General features: G+C 64.4%; 26 protein-coding genes and 1 tRNA gene. 18 read left to right on the top strand and 9 right to left on the bottom strand.

Features of this window, described 5'->3' with window-relative positions; genetic code table 11:
- Window positions 1-233 precede the first annotated feature (233 nt).
- The gene (locus tag AC56LK_RS04810) at window positions 234-791 is read right to left on the bottom strand and encodes a LuxR C-terminal-related transcriptional regulator (protein ID WP_497183422.1); all 558 of its coding nucleotides are present in this window, start codon (window positions 789-791) and stop codon (window positions 234-236) included.
- Window positions 792-931: 140 nt separating this feature from the next.
- Between AC56LK_RS04810 and AC56LK_RS04805 the strand changes: the two genes are divergently transcribed.
- Together AC56LK_RS04805 and AC56LK_RS04800 are read left to right on the top strand one after the other, a co-directional pair.
- Window positions 932-1,630 carry a CoA transferase subunit A gene (locus AC56LK_RS04805; RefSeq protein WP_497183421.1) on the top strand — a complete coding sequence of 233 codons (699 nt, stop codon included), beginning with the start codon at window positions 932-934 and terminating at the stop codon, window positions 1,628-1,630.
- A 30-nt stretch (window positions 1,631-1,660) separates the two neighbouring features.
- Entirely contained in the window at window positions 1,661-2,311 is a 651-nt protein-coding gene (locus AC56LK_RS04800) for a 3-oxoacid CoA-transferase subunit B (RefSeq protein ID WP_497183420.1), read from the top strand.
- 78 nt (window positions 2,312-2,389) lie between these two features.
- Here the strand turns inward: AC56LK_RS04800 and AC56LK_RS04795 are convergent, their stop codons facing one another.
- The 6 genes from AC56LK_RS04795 to AC56LK_RS04770 form a co-directional block, all read right to left on the bottom strand.
- Window positions 2,390-3,652 carry a M56 family metallopeptidase gene (locus tag AC56LK_RS04795; RefSeq protein WP_497183419.1) on the bottom strand — a complete coding sequence of 421 codons (1,263 nt, stop codon included), beginning with the start codon at window positions 3,650-3,652 and terminating at the stop codon, window positions 2,390-2,392.
- On the bottom strand, window positions 3,649-4,044 hold the full coding sequence (locus AC56LK_RS04790) for a BlaI/MecI/CopY family transcriptional regulator (protein WP_497183418.1): 396 nt from the start codon (window positions 4,042-4,044) through the stop codon (window positions 3,649-3,651). The genes AC56LK_RS04795 and AC56LK_RS04790 overlap by 4 nt, the downstream gene beginning before the upstream one ends.
- Before the next feature lie 182 nt (window positions 4,045-4,226).
- Window positions 4,227-5,528, bottom strand: coding sequence for a dicarboxylate/amino acid:cation symporter (locus AC56LK_RS04785; protein WP_497183417.1), 1,302 nt, complete (start codon window positions 5,526-5,528; stop codon window positions 4,227-4,229).
- Between the two features lie 122 nt (window positions 5,529-5,650).
- Complete coding sequence (locus tag AC56LK_RS04780) at window positions 5,651-5,794, bottom strand: hypothetical protein (protein WP_497183416.1); 144 nt, start codon at window positions 5,792-5,794, stop codon at window positions 5,651-5,653.
- A 268-nt stretch (window positions 5,795-6,062) separates the two neighbouring features.
- A complete protein-coding gene (locus AC56LK_RS04775) occupies window positions 6,063-6,221 on the bottom strand; it encodes a hypothetical protein (protein WP_497183415.1) in 159 nt (52 codons plus the stop codon).
- A 7-nt stretch (window positions 6,222-6,228) separates the two neighbouring features.
- On the bottom strand, window positions 6,229-7,023 hold the full coding sequence (locus AC56LK_RS04770; protein ID WP_497183414.1) for a 3-hydroxybutyrate dehydrogenase: 795 nt from the start codon (window positions 7,021-7,023) through the stop codon (window positions 6,229-6,231).
- 127 nt (window positions 7,024-7,150) lie between these two features.
- On the opposite strand from AC56LK_RS04770, the gene AC56LK_RS04765 reads away from it, so the two are divergent.
- The 7 genes from AC56LK_RS04765 (at window position 7,151) to AC56LK_RS04735 (ending at window position 14,238) form a co-directional block, all read left to right on the top strand.
- A complete protein-coding gene (locus AC56LK_RS04765; protein ID WP_497183413.1) occupies window positions 7,151-8,032 on the top strand; it encodes an alpha/beta fold hydrolase in 882 nt (293 codons plus the stop codon).
- Window positions 8,033-8,064: 32 nt separating this feature from the next.
- Window positions 8,065-8,415, top strand: a complete 351-nt coding sequence (locus AC56LK_RS04760; protein WP_497183412.1) for a RidA family protein — start codon at window positions 8,065-8,067, stop codon at window positions 8,413-8,415.
- An 8-nt stretch (window positions 8,416-8,423) separates the two neighbouring features.
- Complete coding sequence (locus AC56LK_RS04755; protein ID WP_497183411.1) at window positions 8,424-10,676, top strand: RelA/SpoT family protein; 2,253 nt, start codon at window positions 8,424-8,426, stop codon at window positions 10,674-10,676.
- Window positions 10,677-10,748: 72 nt separating this feature from the next.
- A complete protein-coding gene (locus tag AC56LK_RS04750) occupies window positions 10,749-11,555 on the top strand; it encodes an MlaE family ABC transporter permease (protein WP_497183410.1) in 807 nt (268 codons plus the stop codon).
- A gap of 17 nt (window positions 11,556-11,572) precedes the next feature.
- Window positions 11,573-12,505 carry an MlaD family protein gene (locus tag AC56LK_RS04745; RefSeq protein WP_436105587.1) on the top strand — a complete coding sequence of 311 codons (933 nt, stop codon included), beginning with the start codon at window positions 11,573-11,575 and terminating at the stop codon, window positions 12,503-12,505.
- Window positions 12,502-13,134, top strand: coding sequence for a hypothetical protein (locus tag AC56LK_RS04740; protein ID WP_497183409.1), 633 nt, complete (start codon window positions 12,502-12,504; stop codon window positions 13,132-13,134). Before AC56LK_RS04745 ends, AC56LK_RS04740 begins: the two co-directional genes overlap by 4 nt.
- Window positions 13,135-13,281: 147 nt before the next feature.
- Window positions 13,282-14,238: a sensor domain-containing diguanylate cyclase gene (locus AC56LK_RS04735; protein WP_497183408.1), complete on the top strand. Its 957-nt coding sequence runs from the start codon at window positions 13,282-13,284 to the stop codon at window positions 14,236-14,238.
- A 9-nt stretch (window positions 14,239-14,247) separates the two neighbouring features.
- Here AC56LK_RS04735 and AC56LK_RS04730 read toward each other — a convergent pair whose 3' ends face one another.
- Entirely contained in the window at window positions 14,248-15,204 is a 957-nt protein-coding gene (locus tag AC56LK_RS04730; protein ID WP_497183407.1) for an NAD(P)/FAD-dependent oxidoreductase, read from the bottom strand.
- A 70-nt stretch (window positions 15,205-15,274) separates the two neighbouring features.
- Window positions 15,275-16,198 carry a cation diffusion facilitator family transporter gene (locus AC56LK_RS04725; protein ID WP_497183406.1) on the bottom strand — a complete coding sequence of 308 codons (924 nt, stop codon included), beginning with the start codon at window positions 16,196-16,198 and terminating at the stop codon, window positions 15,275-15,277.
- 111 nt (window positions 16,199-16,309) lie between these two features.
- On the opposite strand from AC56LK_RS04725, the gene AC56LK_RS04720 reads away from it, so the two are divergent.
- The 9 genes from AC56LK_RS04720 to AC56LK_RS04680 all read left to right on the top strand — a co-directional run bounded on the left by AC56LK_RS04720 (window position 16,310) and on the right by AC56LK_RS04680 (window position 24,489).
- A tRNA-Val gene (locus tag AC56LK_RS04720) sits at window positions 16,310-16,386 on the top strand.
- 219 nt (window positions 16,387-16,605) lie between these two features.
- Window positions 16,606-18,516, top strand: a complete 1,911-nt coding sequence (thrS, locus tag AC56LK_RS04715; protein ID WP_497183405.1) for a threonine--tRNA ligase — start codon at window positions 16,606-16,608, stop codon at window positions 18,514-18,516.
- 18 nt (window positions 18,517-18,534) lie between these two features.
- A complete protein-coding gene (gene infC / locus AC56LK_RS04710) occupies window positions 18,535-19,095 on the top strand; it encodes a translation initiation factor IF-3 (RefSeq protein WP_497183521.1) in 561 nt (186 codons plus the stop codon).
- 295 nt (window positions 19,096-19,390) lie between these two features.
- Window positions 19,391-19,588 (top strand): 50S ribosomal protein L35, encoded by a 198-nt coding sequence (gene rpmI / locus AC56LK_RS04705; RefSeq protein WP_056135342.1) that lies wholly within the window; start codon window positions 19,391-19,393, stop codon window positions 19,586-19,588.
- Window positions 19,589-19,618: 30 nt separating this feature from the next.
- Window positions 19,619-19,978: a 50S ribosomal protein L20 gene (gene rplT / locus AC56LK_RS04700; protein WP_027865360.1), complete on the top strand. Its 360-nt coding sequence runs from the start codon at window positions 19,619-19,621 to the stop codon at window positions 19,976-19,978.
- 128 nt (window positions 19,979-20,106) lie between these two features.
- Window positions 20,107-21,123 (top strand): phenylalanine--tRNA ligase subunit alpha, encoded by a 1,017-nt coding sequence (gene pheS, locus AC56LK_RS04695; RefSeq protein ID WP_497183404.1) that lies wholly within the window; start codon window positions 20,107-20,109, stop codon window positions 21,121-21,123.
- A 30-nt stretch (window positions 21,124-21,153) separates the two neighbouring features.
- A complete protein-coding gene (pheT, locus tag AC56LK_RS04690; protein ID WP_497183403.1) occupies window positions 21,154-23,580 on the top strand; it encodes a phenylalanine--tRNA ligase subunit beta in 2,427 nt (808 codons plus the stop codon).
- A 152-nt stretch (window positions 23,581-23,732) separates the two neighbouring features.
- On the top strand, window positions 23,733-24,077 hold the full coding sequence (locus tag AC56LK_RS04685) for an integration host factor subunit alpha (protein WP_497183402.1): 345 nt from the start codon (window positions 23,733-23,735) through the stop codon (window positions 24,075-24,077).
- Window positions 24,078-24,084: 7 nt separating this feature from the next.
- Window positions 24,085-24,489: a MerR family transcriptional regulator gene (locus AC56LK_RS04680; protein ID WP_497183401.1), complete on the top strand. Its 405-nt coding sequence runs from the start codon at window positions 24,085-24,087 to the stop codon at window positions 24,487-24,489.
- The last annotated feature ends 42 nt before the right edge of the window (window positions 24,490-24,531 follow it).

Genomic DNA, 24,531 nt, shown 5'->3' with positions numbered 1-24,531 from the left:
CCGTGAAGTGATTTTTCACCCTATCTCAATATCAGCTTTGATATTCATCAATGAGCCATGGACAATTACCTGTAGGAATAATTTCAGAATTGAGTTAATGCCCTAAGGTATGGGAGCCATTCCAGATTAACTGGGGTTTGGAGTAGAGGAAAAGCAATGAGCGTTGCGACGCATTGGCTCTCATCCGCCTCCATGATGCATGGCGATCGTCCCGGCCCTTGGCAGAAACGATCTCAATATGCGCCGACAAGCTTGTTGACGAGTTCCGAGGAGGTCGATGCTGCAAACTTACGCATCAGGCTGGCCCGATGCATCTCCACCGTCCGCGGACTAAGGTCGATGAGGCGCGCGATGACCTTGCTGGTTTTACCCTCGACCAGCAGCGCAGCGATCTCGCGCTCGCGCGGCGTCAGCTGGGCCGATACCGGGCGCTTCTCGCTCAAGTCTTCGAAGGTCCACACGCCTGCACCCAGCGGCTGTGCCGGATCGAGCGCGCGCCCCGTAACGTGGCACCAGAACAGTTCGCCGTTAGCACGGCGCATGATGCGCTCGTCCGAATAGCGCGCCTTTGCGTTCATGATTGGCACGATGCGGTCGCCAGTGCGCAAGAACTCGTCCATCGTTGGGTAGAGCACGCTGAACGACTGCCCTTGCAGCTCGCTCGGTGAATGGCCGAACATTGCCGCCAGGGCCAGGTTGGACGACTGGATCACCCGGTCCACGGACACGCACATCCCGACCGGCGCGTACTGGAAGATCACCTCGTAATCGATGTTGGAGGCTGTTGTCATCTGATCTGGATCGACTGCTCGGTTCATGGACGGGGCGGGCCGTAGTTCTACGGTATTGTTATTCAGTACAGCGTATTTTATGCTGAGACTCTACTCTGTAGTACAGAAGAGCTTTCGCTTAACCTATTCAAGGGACGAGTATGAACAAAGTGTATCCTGATGCGAAGTCGGCGCTGGCCGGCATCGTTGCAGACGGCCAGACCATCGCCGTGGGCGGCTTCGGCCTGTGCGGCATTCCGGAGGCGCTGATCGCGGCGCTGCGCGATTCCGGCGTCAAGAACCTGACGGCGATTTCGAACAATGCCGGCGTGGACGGCTTCGGCCTGGGCCAGCTGCTGGAAACCCGCCAGATCAAGAAGATGATCTCGTCCTACGTCGGCGAAAACAAGGAATTCGCACGCCAGTTCCTGGCCGGCGAACTCGAACTCGAATTCACCCCGCAGGGCACGCTGGCCGAGAAGCTGCGCGCCGGCGGCGCCGGCATCCCGGCCTTCTACACCAAGACCGGCTTTGGCACCATCGTCGCCGACGGCAAGGAAACCCGCGAATTCGACGGCGAGCACTACGTGATGGAACGTGCGCTGCTGCCGGACGTCTCCCTGGTCAAGGCATGGAAGGCCGACAAGGCCGGCAATCTCCTGTACCGCAAGACGGCGCGCAACTTCAACCCGAACGTGGCCACTGCCGGCAAGGTCTGCATCGTGGAAGTCGAGGAACTGGTCGAGATCGGCGAGATCGATCCGGACCAGGTGCACACCCCGAGCATCTTCGTGCACCGCATCGTCCACAACCCGGCGCCGGAAAAGCGCATCGAACAGCGCACCGTGCGCGCGAACTAACGCGCTTTTTGCGAACACTGGAGACAGAACATGGCTTGGACTCGTGATGAAATGGCCGCGCGCGCGGCGAAGGAACTGCAGGATGGTTTCTATGTGAACCTGGGCATCGGCCTGCCGACCCTGGTGGCGAACTACGTCCCCAACGATATCGAGGTCTTCCTGCAGTCGGAAAACGGCTTGCTGGGCATCGGCCCCTTCCCGACGGAAGCGGAAGTCGACGCCGACCTGATCAACGCCGGCAAGCAGACCGTGACCGCACTGCCGGGCGCTGCCTACTTCAGCTCGGCCGATTCCTTCGGCATGATCCGCGGCGGCAAGATCAACCTGGCGATCCTGGGCGCGATGCAGGTGTCCGAGCGTGGCGACCTGGCCAACTGGATGATCCCGGGCAAGATGGTCAAGGGCATGGGCGGGGCGATGGACCTGGTGGCCGGCGTCAAGCGCGTGGTCGTCGTGATGGAACACGTCGCCACCGCCAAGGACGGCTCGACCTCGCACAAGATCCTCAAGAAATGCGACCTGCCGCTGACCGGCGTGGGCGTGGTGGACCGCATCATCACCGACCTGGGCGTCCTGGATGTTACCGACACCGGCCTCAAGCTGGTGGAGCTGGCGCCCGGCGTCGGCAAGGACGAGGTGCTGAGCGCGACCGGCTGCGAGCTGGACGTGTCGGCGGTGTAAACGAACAAGGCGGCTTGCGCCGCCCATGGGTCGATCCAACAGCCCGGCGAGCGTCCTTGCCGGGCTGTTTCTTTCAGCTTACTCCAGGGTCCAGACGTACTGCACCGCAGCCCAGGCCTCGACCGGCTTGCCCGTGGTGGTGGCCGGCTTGAAGCTGCACTTTGTCAGCGCGGTGTGCGCCGCCTCGTCGAGCGCCACATGACCGGAGGATTTCGTGACTTTCGAGTCTTTCACCGAGCCGTTCTTCGCCACCAGGAAGCCCAGGGTGACGGTACCGGTATGCTGCTGCTTGACCGATTCGGCCGGGTATTCGGGACGCTTGCAAGACTCGAAGTTGGCGATGGCCTGCTTTTCCGGCTCCGCCAGCTTGCTCGCCGGCGCCGCATGCGCGAACACCGCGGCGCTCATTGCCGCCAGGCCCAATACGGGAATGGCCGCCTTCCAGTTCAGCGCTTGCGTATCGGGACGAACCAATCGTTTGATGCGTGACATAAGATCTCCTCCGTTGGCCGCCTGGGCCAGGTGGTGGGTGGAAAACTGGAGTTTCTCCAGCTCGGAAAGGGCCAGGGCCAGGCGCCGCGGTTCGCCCAGTTGCCTTGCCGCGAAATCGTCGGCGATCTGTTCCCGTTCGACGCGGATACGTCCCGAGATCCACCAGACCGCCGGGTGGTAGAAGAACAGGGTCTCGACCAGGCTCTGGCCGAGGTTGACCAGGTAGTCGTGGCGCTTGATGTGGGCCAGCTCGTGCGCCAGCAGCGCTTCCAGCAGGGGCGCAGGCATGCCGGACACCAGCGTGGCGGGGACCAGCACGACGGGACGCCACCAGCCGGCCGTGACCGGGCTGCCGAGGCTTTCCACGATGCGCAGGCGCACCGCGCGGTCGATGCCGAACTGCGCCGCCATGCGCTCGACACGCGCCTGCCAGGCCGGGTCGATGCGCTCCTGGGCCGCGGCGCGGCCGATCCAGAGCAGGCCGGCCACCATCCGCAGGCTCATCGCGAGGGCGCATACGGCCCAGGTGCCGACGATCCAGGTCAGCTGGTCGGCGAGCAGGGCGGCCCAGCCATCGTCGACCGGTGAAGCGGCCACCAGCCCGGCGGCGAAGAGCACCATCGCATCGCCGCCCGACCCGCTGCCGCCGAGCAGGCGCAGCGCGAGTTCGGTGGCGGGCCAGGCCAGGCAGAGGAACAGGCCGCTGCAGGCGGCCAGGTAGCGCGATTCCGGCCGCGCATTGCGCACCAGGGTCAGGAGTACGGCGGTGGCGCAGCCGATCAGCGCGCCCTGCCACAGGAAGTGGACCAGGGTCCAGCCGACGCTGGCGACGAGGTCGGCGGCGCTCATTGCTTGTCCCCCGGCTTGTCTTCACGGAGCAACTGCTCGATCTCGTCGCGTTCCTTCTTCGAGATGCCACTCTTGAGCGCGGCCAGCACCAGCGCCTTGGCCGAACCGGCGAAGGCACGCTGCATCAGGTCTTTGAGCAGATTGGTCTCGACCGAATCCTGGGGATGGGCCGGGGTGTAGACGTGCGAACGTTCGCTCTCGTCGCGCACCAGCAGGCCCTTGCCGTGCATGATCTGCATGAGGCGCAGCACGGTGGCATAGGTGACCTCGGGCTTGGTCTTCTGCATTTTCTGGTGCACCTGCCTGGCGGTGCCGGAGGCCATCGGCCAGAGCACCTGCAGCAGTTCGAGTTCGGCCGGGGTCGGCTTTGGGGTATCGGGCTTGCGTGGCATGAGCGTCCTCATAAGTATTGGCAGTTCTAGAATAGTCTGTCTAGACAGTGGTGTCTACAGTTTTCTGCTAGGCGTGCGCAAATTATTTGCTAGGCTGAGGTCATTTCAGATTGCATACTGCGCCCCGTAGAGACGAAAAAAAACCGCATCCGTAGATGCGGTTTGCCGTGAGCAGGAAGTACTTACGCGGCGGCGCGCACCGGCTCCAGGTCCTTCTCGCCATCGACCGGCACGCGGCCGTTCAGCACGGCATCCATGCGCTCGGTGTCGAGTTCCTTTTCCCACTTCGACACCACCACGGTGGCCACGCCGTTGCCGATGAAGTTGGTCAGGGCGCGGGCTTCGCTCATGAAGCGGTCGATGCCGAGGATCAGGGCCATGCCGGCCACCGGGATGGTCGGAACCACCGCCAGCGTCGCCGCCAGGGTGATGAAGCCGGCGCCGGTGATGCCCGATGCGCCCTTCGAGGTCAGCATCGCCACCGCCAGGATGGTCAGTTCCTGCATCAGGGTCAGCTCGGTGTTGGTGGCCTGGGCCACGAACAGGGCAGCCATCGTCATGTAGATGTTGGTGCCGTCCAGGTTGAACGAGTAGCCGGTCGGGACCACCAGGCCGACCACCGGCTTGGAGCAGCCGAGGCGTTCCAGCTTGCGCATCAGGGCCGGCAGGGCGCTTTCCGACGAGCTGGTGCCGAGCACGATCAGCAGTTCTTCCTTGATGTACTTGATGAAGCGGAAGATCGAGAAGCCGGTGTACTTCGCGATGGCGCCCAGCACCACGACCACGAACAGGAAGCAGGTCAGGTAGAAGGAACCCATCAGCTTGGCCAGCGGCAGCAGCGAATCGACGCCGTACTTACCGATGGTGAAGGCCATCGCGCCAAAGGCGCCGATCGGGGCGGCCTTCATGACGATGTTTACGACGCCGAAGATGGCGTGCGAGAAGTCGTCGATCATCTTGGTCACCGGGCGGCCGCGCTCGCCCATCATCGACAGCGAGAAGCCGAACAGCAGCGCGATCAGCAGCACCTGCAGGATGTCGCCCTTGGCGAAGGCATCCACGAAGGTGTTCGGGATGATGTTCATGATGAAGTCGGTCGTGGTCTGGCTTTGCGCCTTCTCGGTGTACTTGGCGATCGAGGAGGCGTCGAGGTGTGCGACGTCGACGTTGAAGCCGGCGCCCGGCTTGAGGACGTTGGCGACCACCAGGCCGATGGCCAGCGCGAAGGTCGACACGACCTCGAAGTAGAGCAGGGCCTTGCCGCCGACCCGGCCGATCTTCTTCATGTCCTGCATGCCGGCGATGCCGGCGACGACGGTACAGAAGATCACCGGGGCGATGATCATCTTGATCAGTTTGATGAAGCCGTCTCCCAATGGCTTCATCTTGGCGCCCAGTTCAGGATAGAACACCCCGAGCAACACGCCGAGCACGATGGCGATCAGCACCTGGACATACAGGATCTTGTAAAAAGGCTTTTTCATGGCAACGCTTCTTGGAGAAGTTTGTGGTGTTGCCATCTTGTCGGAAGCGGACCGCCTTATCTATTGTGGATATCCGCAGGCCTTATATCTTGTTATGCCTTATGCCAATTCTGTATAGCGTGCTATTTCCGGAACACCTCGCCGCCCTTCATCACGAAGCCCACCTTGGCCGCTGCCCCGATGTCCTCGGTCGGATCTCCATCGACCGCCACCACGGTCGCCGCCCGCATCGCCATGCGGATGGCGTCGTCGCTGCTGGCATGCACCGCGACCTGGGTGCAGGTCGATCATGCCGGGGGTGAGGGTCTTGCCGGGGAGGTCGATGCGCTCGGCGTCCGCGGGGACCGTTAGTGTTTCAACGGGACCGACGGCCTCGATGCGGCCTTTCGAGACCAGCACCGCCCAGCCGTTCTTCGGCGATCCCTCGCCGGTCCAGACGCGGTCGGCGGTGAGGAGGACAGGGCGAGGATGGCCAGGGCGAGTGCCCTGGTGGTGCGTTGCATGCAGTGTCCCGTTATTGTAGGTAGGTGAACGCTATCTTTCCAGGTCCCCCAGCGACTGCTCGATCCCCAAGCGGTCGGCCAGGGTCTCGAGGATGTCGTTCGAGACCTGGGGCTGGCCGGCCGCGAGCACCACCCGCGCCAGGTCGAGGCAGGCGTCCTGCAAGGCGGCTTCGTCGAGGCGCTGTGTCATCGTGGCCTTATTGCGCGGCCCAGCCGCCGTCCATGTTCCAGGCCACGCCGCGCACCTGGTCGCCGGCCGGGCTGCAGAAGAACACGGCCAGCGCACCCAGTTCCGCCGGGGTCACGAATTCGCCCGAGGGCTGCTTCTCGGCCAGCAGGGCCTTGCGCGCCGCATCGTTGCTCAGGCCGTCGCGCGCGGCGCGGTCGTCCACCTGCTTCTGCACCAGCGGCGTCAAGACCCAGCCCGGGCAGATCGCGTTGCAGGTGACGCCGGTGGTTGCCAGCTCCAGCGCGGTGACCTTGGTGAAGCCGACCAGGCCGTGCTTGGCCGCGACATAGGCCGACTTGCCGGCCGAGCCCACCAGGCCGTGCACCGAGGCCAGATTGATGATGCGTCCCCAGTTCTTCTGCTTCATGCCGGGCAGGGCCAGGCGGGTGGTGTGGAAGGCCGAGGTCAGGTTGATCGCGATGATCGCGTCCCATTTCTCGGGCGGGAACTCGTCCACGGTCGCCACGTGCTGGATGCCCGCGTTGTTGACCAGGATGTCGACGCCGCCGAACTTGTCGGCAGCAAAACGCATCATCGCCTCGATCTCGGCCGGCTTGCTCATGTCGGCGTTATGGTAGGCGGTCTGGACACCGAACTCGCTGCCGACGTCCGTGTAGAGCTTCTCGATCTGCTGGGCGTCGCCGAAGCCGTTGAAGACGATATTCGCGCCCTGTTCCGCCAGCGAACGGGCGATGCCGAGGCCGATGCCCGAGGTCGAACCGGTGACGAGTGCTGTTTTACCACTGAGCATATTCGATTTCATTGCGTCCTCTAGTTTGGGGGGGGAATGGGGTTGCTTCCTCAGAATTGGTAGAATTCTAATCGCAACGCCCGGTAAAATGGCGCGTTGGGATAGTAGAACGGACAATATTGCCATGACGGAGCAGGGGATGAGCGAAGCCAGATTAAAAAGCGTGCAGTGCAGCTCTCCCGCCGGCTTGCACCGGATGGCCTACAAGGAGTGGGGCGACCCGCTCAACCCGAAGGTGCTGGTCTGCGTGCACGGCGTCACCCGCGTGGCGGACGACTTCGATGGGCTGGCGCGCGTCCTGTGCGACGACTACCGCGTGGTCTGCCCGGACGTGGTCGGTCGCGGCCGCTCGGGCCGCCTGCGCGATCCCGAGTACTACACGGTGCCGCAGTATGTGGCCGACATGGTTACCCTGGTCGCCCGCGTCACCCAGGACGACGCACTGGGGGTGCACTGGTTCGGCACCTCGATGGGCGGCCTGATCGGCATGATGCTGGCCTCGCTCGAGGACAGCCCGGTGCGCAAGCTGGTGCTCAACGATATCGGACCGGTGCTCGACCAGGGGGCGATCGCCCGCATCGGCGAGTACATCGGCCAGGACATCCGCTTCCCCGATTTCGATACCGGCGCCGCCTATGTGCGCGCGGTGTCGACCTCCTTCGGGCCGCACACCGAGGAAGAATGGTTCAAGCTGGCGAACGACGTGCTGCGCCAGGACCCGGACGGCCAGTGGGTGCGCCACTACGACCTCGGCCTGGCCCAGCCCTTCCGCGCCATCACGCCGGAGCGCGCGGCCGGCGACCAGGCGGCCCTGTGGTCGGCCTGGGACGCGATCCGCTGCCCGACCCTGCTGGTGCGCGGCGAGCAGTCCGACCTGCTGTCGCGCGAGACGGCCCAGGAGATGTGCACGCGCGGGCCGAAGCCGCGGCTGGTCGAGATCCCGGGCGTCGGCCACGCGCCCACCTTCGTCCGGCCCGAGCAGATCGCGATCGCACGAGAATTTTTAATCGGCGGAGAATGAAGATTTCCGCCACCTTACCTGAGAAAGCAGTCATGGAAATCAAACGACTCCACGTGGGCAAGCGCCTCTCCGAAATCGCCATCCACAACGGCACCGTCTACCTGGCCGGCCAGATCGCCGAAGACACCACCCAGGGCATCGAAGGCCAGATGCGCGAGGTGCTGGCCCACGTCGACCGCCTGCTGGGCGAAGCCGGCAGCGACAAGTCCTGCGTCCTGATGTGCCAGATCTTCATCGCCGACATGGGCCTGTTCGCCGGCATGAACACGGTCTGGGACGAGTGGGTCGCACAGGGGCACACCCCGCCGCGTGCCACCGTGGAAGCCAAGCTGGCCAACCCTGCATGCCTGGTCGAGGTCTGCATCACCGCCGCACTGCGCTAAGCACCTAGATGGTATCAACCGCTCTACTGGGTGACGCCACCACCCAGCTGGTCCAGGGACTCAGCGTGGAGGATTGCGCGCGGGTCCAGGGCGCGCTCGACTACGCCGCCGGCATGTACGGCGAGCGCTGCGCCGCCACCGGCCAGAACGCCTTCGAGTTCTCGCTCGGCGTGGCCGGCACGCTCTCCTACCTGCGCACCGACGCCGAGACCCGCATCGCCGGCCTGCTGTTCGAGCTGGCGATGATGGAACCGGCGGTGGCCGGCTCGCTCGAGGATCGCTTCGGCAAGGAAGTGTCGGACCTGGTGCAGGGCGTCTACCAGCTGGTCAAGCTGCGCGACCTCACGGCCGGCAAGGAGCAGGTCGCAGGTGTGAAAAATGCGGGCAAAAACGCCGCCCAGCAGGCCGCCGCCCAGGTGGAAACCCTGCGCAAGATGCTGCTGGCGATGGCCTCGGACATGCGCGTGGTGCTGATGCGCCTGGCCTCCTGCGCCGCCAGCCTGCGCTGGTTCTCCGAGCAGAAGCGCTTCGACGAGGTCACCCGCGCCTACGGCCGCGAGGTGCTCGACTTCTATGCGCCGCTGGCCAACCGGCTCGGCATCTGGCAGCTGAAGTGGGAGCTGGAAGACCTCTCCTTCCGCTTCATCGAGCCGGATACCTACAAGCGCATCGCCAAGATGCTCGAAGAGAAGCGCATGCAGCGCGAAGGCTTCGTCGAGGCCTCGATCAGCCGCCTGCAGACCGAGCTGCATGATGCCGGCATCAAGGCCGAGGTCTCGGGCCGGCCGAAACACATCTACAGCATCTGGAACAAGATGCGCGGCAAGGAGCTTGACTTCTCGTCCCTGTACGACGTGCGCGCCTTCCGCGTGATCGTCCCGGACGTCAAGACCTGCTACACGGTGCTCGGCATCGTCCACAACATCTGGACCCCGATCCCGAAGGAATTCGACGACTACATCTCGCGCCCCAAGCCGAACGGCTACCAGTCTTTGCACACGGTCGTCACCGCCGAGGACGGGCGGCCGCTGGAAGTGCAGATCCGCACCCAGGAAATGCACAACTTCGCCGAGTACGGCATCGCCGCGCACTGGCGCTACAAGGAAGAGGGCGGGTCGAACTTCAAGAGCCAGAAGTACGACGAGAAGATCGCCTGGCTGCGCCAGCTGCTGGCCTGGAAGAGCGACGTCGCCGACGTGGTCACGGGCCAGGAAGACCTGCAGAAGGAATGGGTCGAGAAGCTCAAGGCCACCACGCTGGACGACCGCATCTTCGTGCTGACGCCGCAGGCGCGGGTGCTCGAGCTGCCGCAGGGCGCGACCCCGATCGACTTCGCCTACCACCTGCACAGCGAGGTGGGGCACCGCTGCCGCGGCGCCAAGATCGACGGCGTGATGGTGCCGCTGAACACGCCGCTGAAGAACGGCCAGACCTGCGAGATCATCACGGCCAAGGGCCCGGCCGGCAGCCAGGGGCCGTCGCGCGACTGGCTCAGCCCCGGCTATACGGTCAGCAGCCGCACCAGGTCGAAGATTCGCGCGTGGTTCCACGCGATGGAGCAGGCCGAGACCCTGGCCCAGGGCCGGACCCTGGTCGAGAAATCGCTGCAGCGCGAGGGCAAGACCGCGGTCAACCTGGAAGCGCTGGCGCACAAGCTGGGGTTTGCCAAGGTCGATGAACTGTTCATCCAGGTCGGCAAGGAGAAGTTCAGCCTGCGCCACGTGGAAGCTGCCCTGCACGACACGCCGGAAGCGCCGCCGCCCGTCGACGAGGCGGTGGTCAACAAGAGCCGCGCCTCGAGCGTGGAGCAGGGCGCCAAGTCGGGCGTGCTGGTGGTCGGCACCGAGGGCCTGATGACGATGCTGGCCAAGTGCTGCAAGCCGGCGCCGCCGGACCCGATCTGCGGCTTCGTCACGCGCGGCAAGGGCGTCTCGATCCACCGCCTCAGCTGCAAGAACTTCGCCGAGATGCGCGCCAAGGCGCCGGAACGGGTGATCCAGACCGAATGGGGTTCGGCCGGGCTGGAAACGGTGTATCCGGTCGACCTGTTCATCCTGGCGATGGACCGGCAAGGGCTGCTGCGCGATATCTCGGACGTGTTCATGCGCGAGAAGATCAATGTGATCGGGGTGAACACCCAGAGCGCCAAGGGACAGGCGCGGATGGTGTTCACGGCGGAGATCGGATCGACCGGGCAGCTGCAGAAGGCGCTGGGGGCGATCGCGGAAGTGAAGGGGGTGATGGAGGCGCGGCGGCAGTAAGGAAGCGCCGCTTCGTATCAATTCGATACAAAAACCGAGCAAACTCATCAAAATTTGTATCATATTGACACCATGCGCCGAACCCTGAACCTCTACGCCAGACCCAGCCTGTGGGGCCTCGCCTTCGCACGCTACCTGCGCAGCTGGTGGTACATGGTGCACCTGGGCGCAATCGCCATCGTGATGGCCCTCTCGCCCTCGACCTACAACCGCGAGAACCGCCTGGCCGCCGCCCGCCACATCTACGCCAGCGCCTGGCAGGTGCTGCCCTGGTTTGGGCTGGCATCGAGCCTGATCAGCCTCGTCATCATCCGCATCGTGCTGGTAACGGCCAAGAGCTACGGCCTGTCGCACTTCGCGCTCGAGATGGTGGTGCGGGTGCTGGTGCTGGAGCTGATTCCCCTGAGCGCCGCGATGTTCGTGGCCCTGCGCGCCAGCATGGCCTTCGACGCCTCGGCCCTCGGCCTGGCGCGCGCCGGCATGTCGGCGCAGGCCGCCAACGACGAGGCGCTGCGCCGCATGCGGCGCGACATGGTGCCGCAGCTGCTGGCGAATGCCTTCGGGGTGCTCAGCCTGGCGATGGTCACCAGCGTCATCGTGCTGGCGCTGGCCTACCTGAACGTGTATGGGCTGTCGCCCTGGGGCATGTCCGACTACACCCGCACCGTCGGCCGCGTGTTTTCGCCGGCGGTGACCATCGGCTTCGTGCTCAAGACGGTGTTGTTCGGACTGGCCGTGGCCCTGATCCCGCTAGCGGCCATCCTCGAGCTGCAGCGCTATCCGCGCCGCGTCAACGTCACCGTGCAGCCGGGCGCGCTGCGCCTGCTGTTCGTGCTGCTGGTGATCGAAGCCGCCTCGCTCGCACTCAAATACATTTAAAAGAAGAATAGGACGACATGACCGAACCCTTGCCGGACGAACCGAAACACGTCGAACTCAAGGCAATGATCCTGCTGGTGGCGATCGGCATCCTGGTCGCCGCCTTCATCGGCTACGTGATGCACGCGCGCGGCGTGTTCGAGCCGACCCAGCGCCTGGTACTGGAGACCGACGATTCGTCCGGCGTCATTCCCGGCATGGACATGACGTTTGCCGGCTTCCCGATCGGGCGCGTCAGCCAGGTCGAGCTCTCACCCGAGGGCAAGGTGCGGATCCTGGTCGACGTGCAGAGCAAGGACGCCAAGTGGCTGCGCACCTCGAGCGTGTTCACGCTGGAGTCGAGCATCGTCGGCGAGACCCGGCTGCGCGCCTTCACCGGCCTGCTGAACGACCCGCCGCTGCCGCCGGGCGCCACCCGCCAGGTGCTGCGCGGCGACGCCACCGCCGAGATCCCGCGCATCGTCGCCACCGCCAGGGCGCTGCTGGAAAACCTCGAGACGATGACGGCGACCGGCTCGGACATCAATGCCAGCCTGGCCAACATCAATTCCGTCACCGGCCGCATGTCGGGCCCGGCCGGGGTGCTGGGCGGGGTGATGGGCGGCGATGCCGAGGCGCGCAAGCTGCGCGAGGCGCTGGATCGCATCAATTCCCTGCTGGGCAAGACCGAGCAGCGGGTCTACGGCAAGGACGGGGTCATGGATGACGCCCAGGTCGCGATCCGGCAGCTGCACGTGGTGCTGCAGGATGCCAGCACCACGCTCAAGAAGGTGGACGCGGTGCTGGTCGAGGCCCAGGCCGTCGGCGCCAACGCACGCGTGGCCACGCAAGACCTGGGCGCGCTGCGCGGCGAAGTCGACGCCAGCCTGCGCAAGGTGAACCGCCTGGTCGACGAGATCAACCGCAAATGGCCCTTCGCCCGCAGCAACCAGGAGATCAAGCTTCCATGAGAATCTGCGCTTTCCTTGCCGTGGCAATGCTCGCCGCTTGCGCCGGCAAACCGCTGCCGCCCGACTGGCAGGCCGACGCCAAGGGCGCCCTCGACGGCTCCGTCGACGACTACCTGCAGGGGCACACGGCCGCCGCAGCCGCCGGCTTCCGCAGCGCGCGCACGGCCACCACCAGCACCGGCCGGCCCGACTACGTGGCCCAGGTCGAACTGGTGCGCTGCGCGGCCCGCGTGGCCAGTCTCGATTTCGACGATTGTCCGGGCTACGCGGCCCTGGCACAGGAGGCGACGCCCGAACAGCGCGCCTATGCCGATTATCTGTATGGCCGATGGGAAGGTTTGAACGGGGCGCTGCTGCCCGAGCAGCACCGTCCCGTGCTCGCCACCGGCCAGGTCGCCGGCGTGGCCGATCCGCTGGCGCGCCTGGTGGCGGCCGGAGCCGCGTTCAAGGCCGGCCGCATCACGCCGGAAAGCATGGCGCAGGCGATCGACACGGCGTCGAACCAGGGCTGGCGCCGCCCCCTGCTGGCCTGGCTGGGCGTGCAGGCGCAGCGCGCCGAGGCGGCCGGCGATGCGCAGGAAGTCCAGCGCATCCGGCGCCGGATCGCGCTGGCCTCAGGACAGGGCTGAGTTCAGGACCAGCGGCGCAGCTGCCAACTTCGTCCTGATTTTTGTATCCAATGCGCGACAGTGCGCAGTGCGCTTTCGGGTGTAAACATCGGGTGCCGCTGCAGTTTCCGATGCACAATGCATGCTCCAGCCCCGACACGGATTCCCATGAGCGCCCCCATTTCCGCCTCCCAGCCGCTCGCCTGCGACGATCCCGGCGTGTATCGCACCCTGCTGGAATCGACCAAAGCGATTCCCTGGCGAATCGACTGGGCCACGATGCGCTTCACCTACATCGGCCCGCAAATCGAAGAACTGCTCGGCTGGAGCCCGTCCAGCTGGACCTCGGTCAGCGACTGGGCCGAGCGTATCCATGAAGAAGACCGCCAGAAGACGGTCGACTTCTGCGTCGCCCAGTCGCAGCAGGGCGTGGACCACGAAGCCGATTACCGGGCGCTGACGCGCGACGGCGAGCAGGTCTGGATCCGCGACGTGGTGCACGTGGTGCGGCGCGCCGACGGCAGCGTCGACTCCCTGGTCGGCTTCATGTTCGACATCACGGCGCGCAAGCAGGCGGAGGACAAGATCCTGCAACTGCAGCGCGAACTCGAAGTGCTGTCCTATCGCGACAGCCTCACCGGCGTGGCCAACCGCCGCATGTTCGACACCCTGTATCCGGTCGAATGGGCCAAGGCGCGCGCCGGCGGCGAGCCCCTGTCGCTGCTGGTGATCGACATCGACTACTTCAAGCAATACAACGACCACTACGGCCATGTGCAGGGCGACGAGTGCCTGCGCCGGGTCGCCGCCGTGCTGGATGCGGGCGCCGCCCGCACGCGCGACCTGTGTGCCCGTTTCGGCGGCGAGGAATTCGTGCTGCTGCTGCCGGCGACGGACGAGGAGGCCGCCCGCAACATCGCGGAACGCTGCCGCAAGCTGCTGGCGCAGAAAGAGCTTCCGCATGCGCGCTCGGGCGTCGGGCGCCTGGTCACGGCCAGCATCGGGGTCGGGACCATCGTTCCGGGCGCCGGCGACGATCCCGAGGTCTTCCTGGACCGGATCGATCGCCGCCTGTACCAGGCCAAGTCGGCGGGGCGCGACCGGATCTGCGACGTCGAAGCCTGAGGGCGGCGTTCAATCGCCCTGGCTTGCCGGAGCCTGGCGCAGCGCCCAGGGAAGCGTGTTGTGGATGGTGGTCGCCGCCAGCGCCGCCTGGCCGGTGGCCACCGCGATCTGGTTCAGCCCGCGGGTGACGTCGCCGATCGCGAACAGGCCCGGGACCGATGTGCGGCAATGGTCGTCCACCAGCAGCTTGCGGCACTCCACGGTCTCGGCGCCGAGGGCGCTGGCCAGGTCGGAGCGCGCGTTCTCGCCCAGCATCGGGTAGAACACGTCGCAGGGATGGTCCGCGCCATCCTTCGTGTGCAGGATGGGCTTCATGTCCTCGCTCATCGTCACGCCGGCCAGCGGCGAGTCGATGTAGCGCACGTTCGCGGCCGCCAGGCGCTGGCGGTCCTCGTCGTTCAGGGTGGACACCGGGCCGCGTTCGAACAGCAGCACGTCGGCGCTGAAGGTGCGCATGAACAGGGCATGGCCGACCGGGTTGACCTCGGAGGTGACCACGCCGATGCGCTTGTCGATCACGTCCCAGCCGTCGCAGACCGGGCACAGGCGTACGGCGCCGCAGCGCACCGCCTCGTCCCAGCGCTCGACCGGCATGCCGGCGTCGGCCACGCCGGTGGCCAGCAAGACCGTGTGCGCCCGCACCTGGCAGGCCACGCCACCGTCGAGTGCGGCATAGTCGCCGACGAACAGCCCATCTTCCAGGCGCAGGTCGAGGATCTCGCCCGCCATCACGCTGCCGCCGTAGTTGGCGAGCTGGGCGCGCAGGTTCCCGAGCAGCTCGACGCCGTTGATCCCGTCCGGGAAGCCGGGGTAGTTGTGGGAGACGGGAATCCAGGACAGGCGGCTGTTGCCCTTGTCGACCAGGGCGATGTGCCGGGTGAAGCGGCGCAGGTAGATGCCGGCGGTCAGCCCGGCCGGGCCGCCGCCGATGATGAGGGTGTCGAAAACCGTGCGTTCGCAATCCATGGGGCGATTATGCGCAGCACGGCAGCAGGACGGGTATCGGCGTGCGGGCCTGCGCCGGGTAAGACCCGGCTTACAGCGATTTTCCGCCGGCCGCTTCCGGCTGCAGGGTCACGTGGTCGATGCCGTGCTTTTCGCGCAGCATGGCGCGTACCGCCGCCAGCACCGCCGGCCACTGTTCGAGGCTGGCGATTTCCAGGTGGCCGATGAGGGCAGGGTGGCCGGGCGACATGTCCCATACGTGCAGGTCGTGCACGTCGAGCACGCCGTCCACGCCCTTCAGGTTGGCGCCGACTTCCAGGTAGTCGATGTCACTCGGCACGCCTTCCATCAGGAAGTGGTAGGACTCGCGCAGGATGCCGCTCGTGGAGCGCAGGATCAGCAGTGCCACGAAGATCGACAGGATCGGGTCGACCCGCACCCAGGTCGGAAAGACATAGATGATGGCGCCGGCCGCGATCGCCGCCAGCGAGCCGAGCAGGTCGCCCAGCACGTTCACCAGCGCCGCCCGGGTATTGATGCTGTGATTGTCGCGCGACAGCACCCAGGCCACCAGCAGGTTGATGCCGGCGCCGATGGCCGCCACCACCAGCACCACGCCGCCCTGCACCGGCTCCGGATGCAGCAGGCGCTGCACCGCTTCCCAGGCGATCCAGGCGACCAGGGCCAGCATGGCCAGGCTGTTCACGAAGGCGGCCAGGGCTTCGGCGCGAACGAAGCCGAAGGAATGGCGGGGCGAGGGCGGGCGCTTGGCGATCGCCTGGGCCAGCAGGGCCAGGCCGAGCGCGGCGGCGTCGGTCACCATGTGGCCGGCGTCGGAGATCAGCGCCAGCGAGTTGGAGATGAAGCCGGTGATGACTTCGATGAGGGCGAACAGCAGGGTCAGGCCGAGCGCCACAGACAGCGCGGCCTGGCTGCGGCCCTCGATCACGTGGGCGTGGCGGGCGTCGCCGTCGAGGTGGGCGTGCAGGTGCTCGTAAGAGGGCTGGGCGGACATGGGGGCGTGATGATTGGAACAAGGCGCTAGTGTAAGCCAAAGGCGTGCCAGGAAACTTTTTCCGTGACAAGCCTTGCCTAAGGCCGATGCACTCCCTATAATGGCGGCATTGGGCGGTTAGTTCAGCTGGTTAGAATACTTGGTCGACATCCAAGGGGTCGCAGATTCGAATTCTGCACCGCCCACCAGAACACACAGCAGTACAGAGTAAGAGCGAGAAAGGCACTGACGGTTATGACACCGCGAACTACGACTTTGTTGTGGGGGAATCGCTAGACGCGGTATGGTGTTCTTTTGCTCAACACACTGAAAACAACGCGCCTAGAGCGCGTTTTTTTTCGTCTCGAGAATTCAGCTTTCAAGATTTTCAACTTTTAGCGGCGCGTGGCGCCACATTGGAGAACAGCATGCTCAACGTTCGACTTCCAGATGGCTCCAGCCGTCAGTTCGACGGTCCCGTCACCGTCGCGCAGGTGGCCCAGAACATCGCGCCGAGCCTGGCCAAGGCCGCGCTCGCCGGCAAGGTCAACGGCAAGGTCGTCGATACTTCTTTCCTGATCGAGGAAGATGCCGACCTGGCGATCGTCACCGACCGTGATGCGGACGGCCTGGAAGTCATCCGCCACTCGACCGCCCACCTGCTTGCGCACGCCGTCAAGGAACTGTTCCCGGAAGCGCAAGTGACCATCGGCCCGGTCATCGAGAACGGCTTCTACTACGATTTCTCGTACAAGCGCCCGTTCACCCCGGACGACCTGGCCGCGATCGAAAAGAAAATGGCCGAACTGGCCAAGAAGGACGAGGCGGTCACCCGCAAGGTGCTGCCGCGCGACGAAGCCGTCGCCTACTTCAAGTCGATCGGCGAAGCGTACAAGGCCGAGATCATCGCCTCGATCCCCGCGAATGAAGACGTGTCGCTGTACGCCCAGGGTGGCTTCACCGACCTGTGCCGCGGCCCGCACGTGCCATCGACCGGCAAGCTGAAGGTCTTCAAGCTGATGAAGCTGGCCGGCGCCTACTGGCGCGGCGATTCGAAGAACGAGATGCTGCAGCGCGTCTACGGTACCGCCTGGGCCAAGAAGGAAGACCAGGAGCAGTACCTGCACATGCTGGAAGAAGCGGAAAAGCGCGACCACAGGAAGATCGGAAAGCAATTAGACCTGTTCCACTTTCAAGATGAAGCCCCGGGCCTGATCTTCTGGCACCCGAAGGGCTGGACCGTCTGGCAGCAGGTCGAGCAGTACATGCGCAAGAAGTACCAGGTCAACGGCTACGACGAAGTCAAGGCGCCGCAGATCCTGGACGTGACCCTGTGGCAGAAGACCGGACACTGGGACAACTATCGTGAAAACATGTTCACCACTGACTCCGAGAACCGTTCCTACGCCCTCAAGCCGATGAACTGCCCGGGCCATGTGCAGATTTATAACTCGGGCATGAAGAGCTACCGCGACCTGCCGCTGCGCTACGGCGAATTCGGCCAGTGCCACCGCAACGAGTCCTCGGGCGCGCTGCACGGCATCATGCGCGTGCGCGGCTTCACCCAGGACGACGGCCACATCTTCTGCACCGAAGAGCAGATCGAGGCCGAAGTGACCGCCTTCCACGCCCAGGCGATGCAGGTCTACGACGACTTCGGCTTCAACAACATCGACGTCAAGCTGGCCCTGAGGCCAAGCAGCCGCATCGGCACCGACGAAGTGTGGGACGAGGCCGAAGAAGCGCTGCGTTCGGCACTGCGCGCCTGCGGCGTGGAATGGACCGAGCTGCCGGGCGAGGGCGCCTTCTACGGCCCGAAGATCGAGTACCACCTGAAGGATAGTCTCGGCCGTCCATGGCAGGTCGGCACCATGCAGGTCGACTTCTCGATGCCGGGCCGCCTCGGCGCCGAGTATGTTGCCGAAGACAACACCCGCAAGGTGCCGGTGATGCTGCACCGTGCGATCGTCGGTTCGATGGAACGTTTCATCGGCATCCTGATCGAAAACTACGCCGGCGCGCTGCCGTTGTGGCTGGCCCCGGTGCAGGTGGCGGTCTTGAATATTTCGGATGCGCAAGCAGATTATGTGAAGCAGGTCGAAGCCAAGCTGCGCGCGGCAGGCATCCGTGTTCACGCTGATTTGCGGAACGAGAAGATTACTTATAAAATTCGCGAGCATTCTGTCCAAAAACTGCCGTACATTCTGGTTGTTGGCGATAAAGAACGTGAAGCAAATACCGTGGCCGTGCGTGCCCGCGGCAATGTCGATCTCGGCGTGATGCCGGTCGATGCGCTCGTGGAGCGCCTGGTGGGCGAAATCGCCGCCAAGGCGAAGTAAGCGTCAAACTACGCTACACTGACGCCGGTCTACTTTCATACTTTCAAAGGAAACAACATAGCTACTGACAAACAGCATCGCATCAACGGCGAAATCACCCATCCCGAAATGCGCCTCAATGGTGTGGAAAACGAACCGCTGGGCATCGTGAGCCTGGCGGAAGCGTTCCGCATGGCCGAGGAAAAGAACGTCGACCTGGTCGAAATCGCGCCGAACGCGGTGCCGCCGGTCTGCCGCCTGATGGACTACGGCAAGTTCAAGTACTCCGAGCAGAAGAAGGCGCACGAAGCCAAGCTGAAGCAGAAGATCATCCAGGTCAAGGAAGTCAAGTTCCGTCCGGGTACCGATGAAGGCGACTACAGCATCAAGCTGCGCAACCTCATCAAGTTCCTGGAAGAGGGCGACAAGACCAAGATCACGCTGCGCTTCCGCGGCCGCGAAATGGCGCACCAGGACATCGGTATGCGCATGCTCGAGCGCCTGCGCGGCGACCTGGAAGAAGTCGGCCAGGTCGAGCAGTTCCCGAAGCTCGAGGGTCGCCAGATGATCATGATCGTTGCGCCGAAGAAGAAGAAGTAATTTTTCCGCCGTCAGATGAATGGGCCGGACCCGGGTTCCAGCGCAGGCTGGGCCCGGGTCCGGCCTGTGTTCGTTTGTGCGGGCGAATCGGCCGGGACGGCCAAAACCGCTTCCCGCCCCAACCGTTCCCGCCAAACCTGTGCTATCATCTGCGGTTCCTGTTTTTTAAAAGCAGGTTGTAGTCGACAGGGTGTGGCGTCGGCTGCAAGACAAGTGAAAGCAGGCATCCAAGAGCAGCGTTGCCGCCACCTGCAATCCTGTCGTATAGAGGCTGTCCGTAAAAGGGCAGAATACTATGCCAAAAATGAAAACCAAAAGCTCCGCGAAGAAGCGTTTTCGCGTGCGTCCGGGTGGTACCGTCAAGTCGGGTATGGCGTTCAAGCGTCACATCCTGACCAAGAAGACCACCAAGAACAAGCGTCAACTGCGCGGCACCCGTAACATCAATGCGTCCGACGTCCAAAGCGTCTACCGCATGATGCCTTCCGCTTAATCTCACTAATCATCTACAAAGGGAGCTTATATGCCTCGAGTAAAACGTGGGGTTACTGCACGTGCCCGTCACAAGAAGGTCCTTGAACTTGCTAAAGGCTATCGTGGCCGCCGCAGTAAAGTATTCCGTATTGCCAAGCAAGCAGTCATGCGCGCTGGCCAGTACGCATACCGCGACCGCCGCAACAAGAAGCGCGTTTTCCGCGCACTGTGGATCACCCGTATCAACGCGGCATCGCGTTCGCACGGCATGACCTACAGCGCCTTCATGAACGGCCTGAAGAAGTCCGGGATTGAACTGGACCGTAAAGTCCTGGCCGACATGGCTGTGCACGACAAGCCGGCATTCGCCGCGATTGTCACCGCCGCCAAGGCCAAGCTGGCTGCCTGATCAGGCAAGTCTGCTAGCAAGACCAGCGTCCCTGGTAACAGGGACGCAAAAAGAGCGGGGCACGGTGTTACACCTGTGCCCCGTTTTTGATTGTGGCTCCTGCCACCCCCAGACAGGAAAAAAACAAGATGCAATCGCTGGAAGATCTCGTCTCCTCGGCCCAGGCTGACTTCACCGCCGCTGCGGACGCCGCCGCGCTCGAAAATGCAAAAGCAAAATACCTGGGCAAGACCGGGCAAATCACCGACCTGATGAAGGGCCTCGGCAAGCTCGATCCCGACCAGCGCAAGGCGCAGGGCGCCCTGATCAATGCCGCAAAAGAAAAAATCGAAAGCGCCTTGACCGCCCGCCGCGATGCCCTGGCCAATGCCCAGCTCGAAGCCCGCCTGAACCTGGAAGCGATCGACGTGACCCTGCCGGGCCGCGGCCGCGCCAAAGGCGGCATCCACCCGGTGATGCGTACCTGGGAGCGGGTCGAGCAGATCTTCCGCTCGATCGGCTTCGACGTGGCAGACGGTCCCGAGATCGAAACCGACTGGACCAATTTCACTGCACTGAACAGCCCGGAAAACCACCCGGCCCGTTCGATGCAGGACACCTTCTACATCGAAGGCAATGACAGCCTAGGGAAGCCGCTGCTGCTGCGCACCCATACCAGCCCGATGCAGGTGCGCTACGCGCGCACCCACACGCCGCCGATCAAGGTGATCGCGCCGGGCCGCACCTACCGCGTCGACAGCGACGCCACCCACTCGCCGATGTTCCACCAGGTCGAAGGCCTGTGGATCGGCGAAGACATTTCCTTCGCCGACCTCAAGGGCGTCTACCTGAACTTCGTCAAGGCCTTCTTCGAGACCGACGACCTGCAGGTGCGCTTCCGTCCGTCCTACTTCCCGTTCACCGAACCATCGGCCGAAATCGACATCGCCTTCGGCTCCGGTCCGCTCAAGGGCCGCTGGCTCGAGGTGTCGGGCGCCGGCCAGGTCCACCCGACCGTGGTGCGCAACTTCGGCCTGGACCCGGAAAAGTTCATCGGTTTCGCGTTCGGCTCCGGCCTCGAGCGCCTGACCATGCTGCGTTATGGGATCAACGACCTGCGCCTGTTCTATGAAGGCGATCTGCGTTTCCTGAAGCAGTTCAATTGAACCGTCGACCTTAGAAGAAGGCTAAAGAATATGCAATTCTCAGAAAACTGGCTCCGTTCCCTGGTCGATCCGAAGATGTCTTCGGATGAACTGTCCCATCTGCTGACCATGTCCGGCCTGGAAGTCGAGGAAGTCGAAGCGGTCGCGCCGCCGTTCTCGAACGTGGTCGTGGCCGAAGTCAAGGAAGTGGCCAAGCACCCGGACGCCGACCGCCTGAATGTCTGCCAGGTCGATGTCGGCACCGGCACCCTGCTGAACATCGTCTGCGGCGCGCCGAACGTGCGCGCCGGCATGAAGGCGATCTGCGCCAAGGCCGGCGCCGTGCTGCCGCCGGGCGCCGACGGCAAGCCCTTCGAAATCAAGGTCGGCAAGCTGCGCGGCGTCGAGTCGCAGGGCATGATGTGCTCGGCCAAGGAACTCAAGATCAGCGAGGAAAGCAGCGGCCTGATGGAGCTGCCGGCCGATGCGCCGATCGGTACGAGCATCCGCGACTACCTGGGCCTGGACGACCTGAAGTTCACCATCAAGCTGACCCCGAACAAGGCCGACTGCCTGTCGGTGCTGGGCGTGGCGCGCGAAGTGTCGGCCCTGACCGGCACCCCGCTGCACGTGCCGACCACCAAGCAGGTCGCCGTCAACCTCGATGAAACCCTGCCGGTGACGATCTCGGCGCCAGACCTGTGCGGCCGCTTCTCGGGCCGCGTCATTCGCGGCCTGAACGCGCGCGCCGCGACCCCGGACTGGATGAAGCAGCGCCTCGAGCGCAGCGGCCAGCGTTCGGTCTCAAGCCTGGTCGACATCTCGAACTACGTGATGCTGGAAGTCGGCCGTCCTTCGCACGTCTTCGACATGAACAAGATCCACGGCGGCCTGGACGTGCGTTGGGGTAAGAAGGGCGAGACCCTCAAGCTTCTCAACGGCAACACCATCGAAGTCGACGAGTGGGTCGGCGTGATCGCCGACGACAAGGAAATCGAATCGCTGGCCGGCATCATGGGCGGCGATTCCACCGCCGTGACCCTCGACACCACCGACATCTACCTGGAAGCCGCCTTCTGGTGGCCGAACGCGATCCAGGGCCGCGCGCGCAAGTACAACTTCTCGACCGACGCGGCGCACCGCTTCGAGCGCGGCGTCGACTACGCGACCACCGTCGAGCACATCGAGCGCATCACCGCGCTGATCGTCGAGATCTGCGGCACGCCCGATACCAAAGTGGGCCCGGTCGACGACCAGGTCGTGAACCTGCCGCAGCCGAAGGCGGTCGCCATGCGCACCGCGCGCGCCGCCAAGGTGATCGGCGTGCCGCTCACCGACGAGCTGGTGGCCGACATCTTCACCCGCCTGCAGCTGCCGTTCAGCTTCGCTGACGGCGTGTTCCACGTGACTTCGCCGTCCTACCGCTTCGACATCGAGATCGAGGAAGACCTGATCGAGGAAGTGGCGCGCGTCTACGGTTTCGAGAACATTCCGGCGAATCCGCCGGTGGCGCCGAGCGCCATGCTGATCGAGCCGGAAAACACCCGTTCGCTGTTCGCCATCCGCCACCAGCTGGCCGACCTGGGTTACCAGGAAGTGGTCAACATGAGCTTCGTGGAGTCGCAGTGGGAGCAGGACTTCGCCGCCAACAGCGATCCGATCCGCCTGCAGAACCCGATCGCCAGCCAGATGAGCGTGATGCGCTCGAACCTGGTGGGCAGCCTGCTGGCCAACGTGCGCTACAACGTCAACCGCAAGGCCGGCCGCGTGCGCGTGTTCGAAGTCGGCGCCGTCTTCAAGCGCAACAGCGAAGTGCAGGACGGCCCGCTGTCGGTGGCCGGTTTCGAGCAGCCCAAGCACGTCGCCGCCATCGCCTATGGCCCCTCGGTCGACGAGCAGTGGGGCGAGAAGACCCGCGCGGTCGACTTCTTCGACGTCAAGGCCGACCTCGAGGCGCTGTTCGCCCCGCGCGTGCTGCGCTTCGTGAAGGGCGAGCACCCGGCGCTGCATCCGGGCCGCAGCGCCTTCGTCGAGCTCGACGGCAAGCAAATCGGCTTCATCGGCGAACTGCACCCGCGCTGGCTGCAGAAGTACGACCTGCCGCTGGCGCCGGTCCTGTTCGAGGTCGATGCCGAGGCGCTGCGCCAGCGCGCCGTGCCGGTCTACGCCGAGATTTCGAAGTTCCCGGGCGCGACCCGCGACCTCGCGCTGGTGGTGAAGCAGGGGGTGTCGGCGCAGGAAGTGATCGATACTTTCCAGGCCGAGATCGCAGCCAATCCTGGTGGAAAGATCGTGCAAGCCGTTGTTTTGTTTGATGAATACCGCGGCAAGGGCCTGGAGACGGATGAAAAAAGCCTTGCTTTCCGCTTTGGCTTGCAAGATACTCAATCGACGCTGCAGGACGACGCGGTGGACGCCATCATGGCGGCCGTGGCCCGTGCGGCACAAGAAAAAGTCGGCGCAAAGCTGCGTGCATGATGTGGCGAAGGCACCCCATGGGGTGCCTCACATCGTTCCAAAACATCGTTTCTTGAAGGTAGGGCTTCAAAATTAATAACAACGACGTTGACTCGGCCGTGTTCCAGGAAGCACTGGCGGCTGATCTGCATCGCGCAACACAAGTCGCGCGGATGCGGAAGGAAGCAGAGATGGAACTGCCCACCCTGACCAAGGCCGAGCTGGCCGAGCTGCTGTTCGAGCAGGTCGGCCTGAACAAGCGCGAAGCCAAGGACATGGTCGAGACCTTCTTCGACGAGATCCGCAACGCGCTCGAGCGCGGCGAAGCGGTCAAGCTGTCCGGTTTCGGCAACTTCCAGTTGCGCGACAAGCCGCAGCGGCCGGGCCGCAACCCGAAAACCGGGGAAGAGATCCCCATCACGGCGCGCCGCGTCGTGACTTTCCACGCCAGCCAGAAGCTCAAGGGAATGGTCGAGGAGACCAGCCCGCCGAGCAACACGCTGGCCCGTGCTGCCTGAGTGCTAGATGAGCGAACGACCGAACAAGCCTGAACCCATTGTGCTGCCGCCGATCCCGGCGAAGCGCTATTTCACCATCGGTGAAGTGAGCGATTTATGCGGGGTCAAACCGCACGTGCTGCGTTACTGGGAACAGGAATTTACCCAACTAAAGCCGGTCAAACGCCGAGGTAACCGCCGCTATTACCAGCACCACGAAGTGCTGCTGATCCGGCGTATCCGCGAACTGCTCTACGAGCAGGGCTTCACCATCAGCGGTGCGCGCAACCGCCTCGACGGCCGCGGCCACGAGCTGGCCGCGGTACCGGAAGCCGAGCCGATCCCGAGCGTGCCTGTCATCGACATCGAGCACGTACGTGCCGAGCTGATGAACATCCTCGCACTGCTCAGGCAAGGTACGAGCGTCGCCTGACGCCAAGGCCGGCTGCATCGCGCGCGCCGGCTCCGGCGCCGC

This window comes from Telluria sp. ZB4P36 (assembly GCF_059685865.1).
This window is presented reverse-complemented; position numbering and strand designations above follow the sequence as displayed.